This is a genomic window from Marisediminicola senii, assembly GCF_011057645.1.
In the GTDB taxonomy this organism is placed as follows: Bacteria; Actinomycetota; Actinomycetes; order Actinomycetales; family Microbacteriaceae; genus Marisediminicola; species Marisediminicola senii.
Window position 1 is genome coordinate 1 of sequence record NZ_JAALGE010000073.1, and the last position, 9,509, is coordinate 9,509.

Here is a 9,509-nt window from a genome sequence, read left to right on the forward strand (position 1 = left end):
GTTGAGGTCGGTTTTCACACACAGGGTTTAACACCCTCCGCCAACGATTAACAGCGACCACGCGGGGCTATCCCGATCGGGACATCGCACCGGCCACAGCGAGACCAATTAGGACTCACTCATCTAGTGGTCGAGCCGGACCAGGAGCGGGCATTCCTGCTCCCCCTGCCGGTCGAAAGGTTGTGGGGTGTGGGTGTCGTGACCGCCGAGAAGCTGCACCGGCAGGGCATCACCACCGTCGGGCAGCTGGCCGAGCTCGAGGAGGCGACCGCCGAGAAGCTGCTCGGCAAGGCGACCGGGGCACACCTGCACGCGCTGGCCCGACTGCGCGATCCGCGGCCGGTCGACGGAACGCGGCGACGCGGCTCCATCGGATCGCAGCGCGCCCTCGGCAGTCGGCCACGCTCACCAGACGAGATCGACCTCATCCTCACCCAGATCGTCGACCGGCTCGCGCGACGGCTGCGCGACGGTGACCGGGTGTGCCGCACGGTCACGCTGCGCCTGCGGTTCGGCGACTTCGTCAAGGCCACCCGATCCCGCACGGTGCGCTCTGATTCCGACCGCACCTCGGTGCTGCTCGCCGTCGCGAGGGAACTGCTGTTTGCCGCGCAGCCGGAGATCGCGAAACGCGGCATCACCCTGATCGGCATTTCGCTGTCACACCTCGGGCGCGCCGACAGCCTTCAGCCGGAGCTGCCGATCGCCTGGGACGACGGGGCGCGCCTCGACACGGTTCTCGACGCCGTGCGCGATCGCTTCGGTGCCGCGTCGGTAGCGCGTGCCGCCCAGCTCGGCCGCGATCCGGGCTGGTCGACGCCGCTGCTGCCGGAGCACGAATGAGGGCGGTGTGGGGCTCGGAATAGGGTGCGCCCTTTCGGTGGGGCGGACGGGACTTGAACCCGTGACCGACGGATTATGAGTCCGCTGCTCTAACCAGCTGAGCTACCGCCCCGCGACGACATTCCGGCCAGAAGCCGGGGCGCCGAACGCACTGCAACGGCCGTTCGGCCGCCAGCATCACACGATACCCGACGGGTTCGGCACCGCAGCTATCGGACGCGGTCTCAGCGGTTCGCGAGGCTGAGGGCGGCGGGCCGCATCCACTCGTTCCGGGCGACATGCACCCCGAGTTGCGCACATTTCCGGGGTACATTTCGACGAATTCCCTGTGCTGACGTCGACACGCGTGCTCATCGTGACGGAGATCACAATCGAGCGAGAACGTCACCGGGGGGGTGATTGCAATGGGGATGACTCGGAGAAACCGGGTGCCGCGGGCCCTACGCCTCGGCCTGTACACCGCCACCGTTGCGACCGCCCTGGTGTGCGTAGGCACCGCGTCGAGTGCGTCCGCCGACGACGGAGGTCGCGGTGACAGCGGCCTGCTCGGTGGTCTCGGGTCGACAGTGGGTTTGGCGGTCGACACGGTCGCGCAGACCACGTCGGCCGTGCTGCCGGGTGCGCCCGCGGCGGTTCCGGTGGCTGTTGCTGCTGCGCCGCACCCGCAGCTCCGGCACCGGCACCTGCGCCGGCCGCGCTGCCTGCGGCGGAAGCATCCACTGCCGCGTCTGCACCCGCACCCTCGGCGCTGCCCGTGCTGCCGACCGTCGTCGACACGGCTGCGGTCGTGGTGGATGCCGCGGCTGAACTTCCCGTCGACGCGACGACGACGCTCGACCAGCTGGTGCCGACCGTCTCCGTGCTCGGCGTCGACATCGACGTGGTCTCGACGGTGGTTTCGCCCGTCACCGATGGTGTTTCCCCGGTCACGTCTCCCGTCACCGACGGCGTGCTCGGCATCGTCGGTGATGTCGCCGCTGGGGCGGACACGGCGGTCGGGGGCATCATCTCCGACGTCACGGATGTCGCCGACACGGTGATCCCTGGTACTCCGGGATCAGTCGTCGTGCCGGGTCTGCCGGGTCTGCCGGGCCTGCCGGGTCTGCCGGTAGCTGTGGTGCCGCCCGCGGCATCCGGAGTGACGCCTGAGCCGGGCGGGCACCCCGGCCAGCCGTCGCCCGCGGCCGTGGTGACGGGCGGGCCCGTCACCGTCGCATCGCCTGCGGCAGTCGACCGTGCTGCCGGTGTGAGCAGGGCGTTCGAGGCGGCCGCGGCGGCGGCATCCATCGCCCCGGTCTGGCTCGAGCAGGCTGCGCCCGCCGTGCCGCTGGAGAGTGCGGCGGCCGAACGCGGCGCACCCAACGAGCCGACCCTCGCCCACCCGCCCGGTGATCACCCCCGCGGCCGGGGGATCGACGACCGGAGCGCACGGCTCGACCGGTGGACCCGCAGCCGCTGACGGCATCGTCGACGGCGCGGCACTCTTTCTCGCCGGCGCGGCACTTGCCGCACCGTGCACCGACGAGACCCTTCCGACGTCACTCTCGCTCGAGCCCGGTTCTTCGCCTGACTGATGGGGATCCCGTCGCGGTTGCGTCGCGACACACGGATCCCAGCCTCCCGTTCGGGAGCACCCATCATTCAGCAAGGAGCTCGAGAGAAATGAACAGATTCGTAACCCGGGGGGCTGTACACGGCCCTCCTCGTCGGGGGAATGACCATCCTCGGCACGACCGCCGCGCACTCCGCGGACACCACCGGAGACGACGGCGTGCTGTCTGGCACCCAGGTCGTCGCCGACATCCTGGCCCCGGTCACCGTGGTCGGCAATGCGGTATCGGTGGTCGGCGACTCGACGGTCGGTTCGCCTGCTGCCGCTGCCCCGGTGGTGCCGGCGCCTGTCGCCGCACCTGCACCCGCCCCGGTCGCTGCGGCGCCGAGCACGTCGGGAAGCGACAGTGTCGCGGGCGGAACCCAGGCAGTGATGGATGCCGCGGCATCCGTCACCGTGACGGACAACGCGATCAACATCATCGGCGGTTCCGTGGTCGGCGAACCCGCACCCGCGCCGGCACCAGCCCCGGTCGCGCCCGCTGCGCCGGTAGTGCCCGCGACGCCAGCTCCGGCCGCGGCACCTGCTTCGACCAGGTCAGGTGACGACAGCATCGGCGGCGGAACCCAGACCGGGCCCGTGCTCGACATCCCGGTGACGATCGGCGACAACGCCATCTCGGTCATCGGAGACAGCGAGACGAACACACCCGTCGTGCCGACGGAGCCGGTCAACCCGACCGACCCGACCGAGCCGGTCAACCCAGCTGACCCGGTCACCCCGGTCACCCCGGTCACCCCGACCGAGCCCACTGGGCCCGTCACCCCGACGGAACCGACCGAGACCGCAACTCCGGCAGTACCGGCCGATGCCGCGACGCGCGCGGTGCCGGCTGAGACCGGAACCGCAACCGAGGTCGCTGCACTGGTCACGGTCGCCGACAACGGTGCCGCGGCGTCCGCACTAGCCGCCCCGGGCTCGCTCGCCCAGACCGGCGTCGACGGAGCACCGATCGGCATCCTTGCGCTGCTCCTGCTCATTGCAGGCGCAACCCTGGTGACGACCAGCCGCCGCAACGCGATCAGCTAGCAGACACCGTGGTCGAGGTGCCGCCGCGCGAAAGCGCGAGCGGCACCTTTCCCGCGCCCGCATCTAACCAAAACGAAGGAGAAACTGTCGCCCCAAGCCGATCGGGCCCCGAAACGGGCCGCTCATGCCCATTTCTCCTTCGTTTTCGTCGGGTGCCGGGCGGGAGGCATACCACCCACGGAATACGTTCCGCGCACCTAGCCAAAACGAAGGAGGAACTGTCGCCGCGGGCCGATCGGGACCCGAAACGGGCCGCTCTTGCCCGTTTCTCCTTCGTTTTCGTCAGGCGCCGGAGGGACGGGAGCTGGCGATCAGCAGTCGGCGGGCGCGCAGCCGCAGCAGCAGGCGCAAGACGAACGCGCCGCAGCGGTCAGGCCGCGGGGTTGTCCAGCGACACCTCAGTGACCGGGGCGGTGACCCGCTCGCCCCGGTAGAGGGCCTCGAAGGTCGTGAGGGTGCGTCCGATGTCGTGCGGCTCGATGTAGGCGAGGCTCGTCTGCCTGAACTTCTCGAACTGCGCGTCGGGCGCGGTCAGCAGGCGGGTGAGCTTCGCCGCGAGGTCGTCGATGTCGCCGGGCGTGAAGAGGTACCCGTTCTCGCCATCGTGCACGAGGTGGGGCAGCGCCATCGCGTCGGCCGCGACGACAGGCAGCGCCGAGGCCATCGCCTCGAGCGTCGCGATGCTCTGCAGCTCGGCGGTCGAGGGCATCGCGAAGATCGTCGCGCGACCGTAGGCCGCGAGCAGTCCGGCATCGTCGACGTACCCGGTCAGCGTGACGCTGGAGGCGATGCCGAGGGATGTCGCGAGCTGCTGAAGCTGCGGAACCAGGTCACCACCCCCGACGATCTCGAGCTTCACGTTGAGGGCCGGATCGAGGCGGGCGACCGCGCGGATGAGCTGGTCGATGTTCTTTTCGGCGGTGACCCGGCCCACGAACAGGATGCGGTTCTCGGTGCGCGGGGCATCGCTCGGGGCATAGTGCGACGCGTCGATCCCGCAGGAGATCGCGAGCACGTCGTCGATGCCGATGGCGTCCTCGAGAAACTGGGCCGCCTTGCGGGTCGGGCTGGTCACCGACTGCGCGAGCATGAAGGTCTTGCGCGCATCACGCCACGCCGCGGCGACGACCGGGGGCCGCATCGACTGCGGAAGGTGGGTGTACTCGATCATGTTCTCCGGCATGAAGTGGTTGGTGGCCACCAGCCGGATGCCGCGCAGCGACGCCTGCCGGGCGAGGCCGCGCCCGACCACGATGTGCGACTGGATGTGCACCACGTCGGGCTTCAGTTCGTCGAGCAGTGCCGCCGCGTTCTTCTGGATGCGCCACGGCAGCGAGTAGCGCAGCCACTCGTGGGGGTACCAGCGCCACGACCGCACTCGATGCACCGTGAACCGGGCGCCGTCGTGCTCCTCGACGAATGCACCCGTCTTGCGGGAGAACGCGGGCGCCATCACGTGCACGTCGTGCCCGCGCTCCACGAGGCCCGCGGCCAGCCGCGAGGCGAAGTTCGCCGCACCGTTCACGTTGGGAGGAAAGGTGTCTGCACCGATCAGGATTCGCAACGGTCGAGCGATGGAACGGTCGGGCTGTAGGGCTGCTGGCAAAGTCTTCAGGGTTCCTAGCGGTGTGGGCCGGCGGGTCTCGCGGCGATGTCCGAGCGGGAGAGGACTACGGTGCAACCTACCCTAATGCCGGCTCTGCGGGTGGTGCTTCGACAGCTCGAACACGCCGTAGATGGCGATCACTCCCGCGACGACGAAGGCGATCACGGCATACAGCGGCGCCTCCGACGCCTCGCCGAGCACCACGATTCCGATGCCGACGGCGACGAGCGGGTCGATGACGGTGAGCCCGGCGATGATCAGGTCGGGCGGCCCGGAGGCATACGCGTTCTGCACGAAGTACGCGCCCAGTGCCGTACCGGCGAGCAGCGCGATCACGCAGATGATGGTGAGCCAGTCGAACTGGTCGGACACGATCCGGTTGATCACGACCTTCGCGAGCGTCGCGACGAAACCGTAGAGCACACCCGCGCCGACGATGTAGAGGATGGCGCGTAGCCTTCTGCGCAGCACGAGGAACGCGACCGCAGCCGCCACCAGCACCACGGCCAGGATGACCAGCACCGTGATGAGCTGCGCATCGGTGATCGGGGTCTCCTGCGCGAACGATGCCGCGAACGCCACGAACAGCGCCACTCCCCCGACACACAGGGCGATCGCGCGGATGGTGAGCCTGTCGAGCTTGACCCGGCTCACCCTGGTGTTCACCAGCGCGGTGATGACGAGCGCGACGGCCCCGAGCGGCTGCACCACGATGAGTGGAGCCAGTCGCAGGGCGACGAGCTGCAGCACCACGGCGAGGCCGAGCATGAGCGTGCCGATCAGCCACGACGGCCGGGTGAGCAGAGCCATCAGCTGGGTCTTGCTCAACCCGCGAGTCGGCTCACCGAGCTTCGCCTCGACCTTGCCGACACCGCGGTGCTGGAACTGCGCACCCAGCGCCAGGAAGACGGCTCCGACGAGGGCGACCGGAATGCCCAGCCCCTGCATCGGGGTCAGTGTCACCACCTGATCGGTGAGGTCACTGATGTCCATCTGCACGTGAGAAACCTAACCGCTACGGCGCCGATATTCTGGGCGAATGGCCGTACTTCCGATTATCATCACGGGCGACCCCGTGCTGCACACGCCCGCTCGCGCGGTCACCGACTTCGATGCGCGGCTCGCGCAACTGGTCGCCGACATGTACGACACCATGGAGGCCGCACCCGGGGTGGGCCTCGCCGCTCCGCAGGTCGGCGTTCCACTGCGCCTGTTCGTGTACCACTGGGTCGACGATGACGACCGGCTCTGGCGCGGAGTCGCGATCAACCCCGAGCTCTGGGTGACCCCGGTGCCGCTGGGCGAACCCGACGACGACGACGAGTCGGAGGGCTGCCTCTCGGTGCCCGGCGAGCGGTTTCCGCTGCGGCGTTCGGCACGCTCCATCCTGCGGGCCGTCGACCTCGACCAGAAGCCATTCGAGATCCAGGCCGATGGATGGCTCGCCCGCATCTTCCAGCACGAATACGACCACCTCGATGGCATCCTCTACGTCGACCGTCTCGACGCTGGGTGGGAGAAGACGGTGGCGAAGGTCATCCGCAAGTCGGGCTGGGGCACGCCGGGCAACAGCTGGCTACCCGGCGTCGACGACCTGGATGCGTGAGGGCCGCACCCGACGCACAGCTTAAATAACGAAGGCCGCAGGGGGTGGAGCCCCGTGCGGCCTTCGAGCTCCTCGACTTGGACTCGAACCAAGAACCTGCCGGTTACTTTCTTGCCCCGGTCCGTAGCCTCGCAGAACAGCGCACCCGCTCGGCGAGCGCATGACTCTCCGCACCGACGCCGCCCTTGCGCCGGCGCCTGCGAAGCTCGGCGCCTGCACCATCAACCGATGCGACGAGCCAGCGCGATGGCTCGTCACCGTCGCCGGACACCCGAACGTCAAGGGCACCCTCTCGAATGGGTACTGCACGGAGCACGCCAACCGCGTCTTCCTTTGGGACGAGAGCCCCGCTGTCTACAGCACCACCGTCACCGGACCCCACCCGGCCTGACCGATGAGCATGAGCGAGCTGCTCCCCGACGCGATCGCGTTGATGGTCGAGCACATCGAAGAGAGCCGCTCCACAGCAGACCCCGCCTTGGTCACGCTGATCACCCGCCTGGCGGTGTCGGACGGGACCTACGAAGAGCAGTGGACTCTAGTCCACCAGCTGGCTATTCGCCGTATTGAGACTCGGCGAGGCGAATAGCGCTCGACTGTGCGACGCGGGCGCGCTGTCGCAGCACAGCACCTGCATCTCTAGACCCCCCAAGTGGGGTTCGTTCTTTGTACCCCGTGCACGTAGCGTCGCCAATCCACAGACGCGTCTAGGACAGCCGCAATTACCCACCGGGAGACCCCATGACCATGCAGCGAATAGACCCCAGCGCTATGACCGAGTTCAGGAATCACCTGCTCGCCGCCGGCCGCGGCGTCGGGACCGTTGACATGTACGCCGGCCGGATCGCCTTCTTCGCCAGGTCCAACCCCAACGTCTTCGCCGTCACCACGGCGGAGCTCGAGCAGTTTCTCGCTGACCGTCGCCAGATCCTCGCCGCCGAATCCCGCGCTCTGGTCCGGTTCCTGCCCTGAGGCTGGATTTTCTGGCGAATCAGTGGATGGAGCGGCGGATTGCGACGCGTGCTGGTCTGCGGTCGCGTTGCTGGCGCTTACGGTCTCGCACTGCGTCTGCGAGGTCGAGCTTGGCGATCGTCGCGAGCAGCAGGTCGTTGCTGCGTCGGCGTGAGGAGCCGAGTGGGATGTACGCCTCGCCTCCCTCCTCTTCGGCGGGGAAGGGACGAGACACACCCGACGGGCCGCGAGGTGGACGGATACCGCCCGTCGCGACTGGCTGCGCGTCGCTCACCCGCGCACCAACTCACCGTGCGGGCTGGTCGCGATGACCGGCAGGAGGACGGGTCGCGGATCCTGGGCAAAGGCGTACTCGTCATCCACCAGCACTTCATCTGCGCTGCGGCCGCGCACGTTCGTCGGAGTGACGAAGGTGATGACCCCGTCGGTCGAGCCAAGCTCGATCCGCCTCTCGCCGAGCAGGTGAACAATGCGGACCGTGTGGATGTGCTCCGCTTGGGAGGCGACTTGAGCATGGGCCTGTTGCGATGCCCGGTAATGGGGCGAGACCACGAGGACGCGCTTGCCTGTTGCGGCGGCGGCGAGCAGGCCGGTGGCGGTGTACTTGTTCACGGTCAGGCGGTGGGCTCGTCGATGATGGCGTCGTCGATGTCGTCGTCGTCGATGAGTTCGTAGTGGCGAGGCGGGGTGATGATGCCCTGCTTGAAGCTGTGTGCACCGTCGGCTTCGTGCCGCAGGGTGGCGAGGGTCTCGCTTGCGATCTGCGCACCGCACACGTCGCAGGTCGTGACGACCCGGGCGGGTGCGAGCAGGGATGCCTCGAGGCGATCGGCGAGGGTGCGCAGTGTCTCGGTCAGCTGCTCGCGCAGTTCGGTGCGGGCGACGCCGGTGAACTCGACCTGCGGAGTATCGCTGTCGTAGCTGGTGTTCTCGACGAACCGCAGCGGGATGTCGAACTCGACGGGCTGGATGTCGAGGGGTGAGCTACCGATGTGCACGGTGATGTGTCCGGTGATGGGTCCAAGCTTGGCCATGATGTTGCCTTTCGGTTGGGGCGCGGGTTACCACCAGTCGGCGACGGCGTCGCCGAGGCCCAGGCTGTGCATGCGCTTGCCTGCGTGCAGGTTGCAGAGTCGGTGCTCGTGGCGGAAGTTGTCTCGGTCCTCTTGGAGTTCCGGGAAGTCGTCGACGTTCTTGTAGTGGCCGAGGTTGTGGCTGTCGTCGGTGCTGTGCGGTGCGACGTTGTAGTCGATGGGTTGGCGGCAGCGCCAGCAGTGCGACAGTGCGCGGATAGTCGGGTCGGTGGACCGTGACTGGGTTTGCCCTTCGAGGAAGAACTCGTCGCGGAGGGCGTGCATGCGGCGGGTGTTGGTGCGGGCCATCAGGCTTTGCCGCGGTGCCGCCAGGTTGGGGCAGCGGCGATGATGCGGGGCGCGTGCTCGGGGCGGAGGCCGGCCCATCCCCACACGGCGCCGCCGAAGAGGCCGAAGCCACCGAGGAGCAGCAGGGTGAGGACCAGCATCGGGGTGAACATGCTGTGCGGTCGCATGCGCTGGCCTCTCGGTGAGTGGTGAAGCCCGGGGCGTTGCCCGACGCTATGGCCTAACGGGCCATTCATTCGGGGCGGCCCGGGAGTTCGTGGTGGGCACCCGGCTCAGCTCCGGAGCTGAGTCGGGTGCGCGGGGCGAGGGGTACCGCCTGGCCCCGCCTCGCCGGCCGCGTCCCCCCGGGCGTGGTCGGCGGGGCTGGGGGGGTTGTTGATGGCTCACGGCCCGCGGGGAGTGGTTGTGGGCTGGCTCTTTTACACATCTCCCAGCCCCCCGGACGCTCATGGATCTCGT

At 68.7% G+C, this 9,509-nt stretch carries 15 protein-coding genes and 1 tRNA gene; 7 read left to right on the forward strand and 9 right to left on the reverse strand.

The genetic code is table 11. The features are described 5' to 3' along the window. Positions 1-126 precede the first annotated feature (126 nt). The gene (locus G5S38_RS14680; RefSeq protein ID WP_235929108.1) at positions 127-843 is read left to right on the forward strand and encodes a DinB/UmuC family translesion DNA polymerase; all 717 of its coding nucleotides are present in this window, start codon (positions 127-129) and stop codon (positions 841-843) included. 38 nt (positions 844-881) lie between these two features. Here G5S38_RS14680 and G5S38_RS14685 read toward each other — a convergent pair. Beyond that, positions 882-955: transfer RNA gene (locus G5S38_RS14685), tRNA-Ile, on the reverse strand. A gap of 328 nt (positions 956-1,283) precedes the next feature. After that, positions 1,284-1,577 carry a hypothetical protein gene (locus tag G5S38_RS14690; RefSeq protein WP_165070212.1) on the reverse strand — a complete coding sequence of 98 codons (294 nt, stop codon included), beginning with the start codon at positions 1,575-1,577 and terminating at the stop codon, positions 1,284-1,286. A 20-nt stretch (positions 1,578-1,597) separates the two neighbouring features. Here G5S38_RS14690 and G5S38_RS14695 point away from each other — a divergent pair, with 20 nt between their 5' ends. Together G5S38_RS14695 and G5S38_RS15885 are read left to right on the forward strand one after the other, a co-directional pair. After that, positions 1,598-2,302 carry a hypothetical protein gene (locus G5S38_RS14695; RefSeq protein WP_165070214.1) on the forward strand — a complete coding sequence of 235 codons (705 nt, stop codon included), beginning with the start codon at positions 1,598-1,600 and terminating at the stop codon, positions 2,300-2,302. 255 nt (positions 2,303-2,557) lie between these two features. Continuing rightward, positions 2,558-3,484 carry a chaplin family protein gene (locus G5S38_RS15885; RefSeq protein WP_165070217.1) on the forward strand — a complete coding sequence of 309 codons (927 nt, stop codon included), beginning with the start codon at positions 2,558-2,560 and terminating at the stop codon, positions 3,482-3,484. Positions 3,485-3,854: 370 nt separating this feature from the next. Here G5S38_RS15885 and G5S38_RS14705 read toward each other — a convergent pair whose 3' ends face one another. Both G5S38_RS14705 and G5S38_RS14710 read right to left on the reverse strand, forming a co-directional pair. Continuing rightward, positions 3,855-5,048: a glycosyltransferase gene (locus G5S38_RS14705; protein WP_235929109.1), complete on the reverse strand. Its 1,194-nt coding sequence runs from the start codon at positions 5,046-5,048 to the stop codon at positions 3,855-3,857. Positions 5,049-5,171: 123 nt separating this feature from the next. After that, on the reverse strand, positions 5,172-6,083 hold the full coding sequence (locus G5S38_RS14710; RefSeq protein ID WP_165070240.1) for a DMT family transporter: 912 nt from the start codon (positions 6,081-6,083) through the stop codon (positions 5,172-5,174). A 46-nt stretch (positions 6,084-6,129) separates the two neighbouring features. Between G5S38_RS14710 and def the strand changes: the two genes are divergently transcribed. From def to G5S38_RS14730, 4 genes are all read left to right on the forward strand, one after another. Next, a complete protein-coding gene (def, locus tag G5S38_RS14715; protein ID WP_165070220.1) occupies positions 6,130-6,696 on the forward strand; it encodes a peptide deformylase in 567 nt (188 codons plus the stop codon). Positions 6,697-6,856: 160 nt separating this feature from the next. Then, entirely contained in the window at positions 6,857-7,087 is a 231-nt protein-coding gene (locus G5S38_RS14720; protein ID WP_165070222.1) for a hypothetical protein, read from the forward strand. Between the two features lie 9 nt (positions 7,088-7,096). Further along, positions 7,097-7,285, forward strand: a complete 189-nt coding sequence (locus G5S38_RS14725) for a hypothetical protein (protein WP_165070225.1) — start codon at positions 7,097-7,099, stop codon at positions 7,283-7,285. Between the two features lie 182 nt (positions 7,286-7,467). Beyond that, positions 7,468-7,668, forward strand: coding sequence for a hypothetical protein (locus G5S38_RS14730; RefSeq protein WP_165070228.1), 201 nt, complete (start codon positions 7,468-7,470; stop codon positions 7,666-7,668). A 19-nt stretch (positions 7,669-7,687) separates the two neighbouring features. Here the strand turns inward: G5S38_RS14730 and G5S38_RS14735 are convergent, their stop codons facing one another. From G5S38_RS14735 to G5S38_RS14755, 5 genes are read right to left on the reverse strand one after another with little or no spacing between them, the layout of a single operon-like run. Further along, positions 7,688-7,882: a hypothetical protein gene (locus G5S38_RS14735; protein WP_165070230.1), complete on the reverse strand. Its 195-nt coding sequence runs from the start codon at positions 7,880-7,882 to the stop codon at positions 7,688-7,690. A gap of 56 nt (positions 7,883-7,938) precedes the next feature. Continuing rightward, positions 7,939-8,280: a hypothetical protein gene (locus tag G5S38_RS14740; RefSeq protein ID WP_165070232.1), complete on the reverse strand. Its 342-nt coding sequence runs from the start codon at positions 8,278-8,280 to the stop codon at positions 7,939-7,941. Positions 8,281-8,282: 2 nt separating this feature from the next. Continuing rightward, positions 8,283-8,702 (reverse strand): hypothetical protein, encoded by a 420-nt coding sequence (locus tag G5S38_RS14745; protein ID WP_165070234.1) that lies wholly within the window; start codon positions 8,700-8,702, stop codon positions 8,283-8,285. Between the two features lie 27 nt (positions 8,703-8,729). Continuing rightward, entirely contained in the window at positions 8,730-9,050 is a 321-nt protein-coding gene (locus G5S38_RS14750; protein ID WP_201276709.1) for a hypothetical protein, read from the reverse strand. Continuing rightward, positions 9,050-9,217 carry a hypothetical protein gene (locus G5S38_RS14755; RefSeq protein WP_165070236.1) on the reverse strand — a complete coding sequence of 56 codons (168 nt, stop codon included), beginning with the start codon at positions 9,215-9,217 and terminating at the stop codon, positions 9,050-9,052. Before G5S38_RS14755 ends, G5S38_RS14750 begins: the two co-directional genes overlap by 1 nt. Positions 9,218-9,509: the final 292 nt, after the last annotated feature.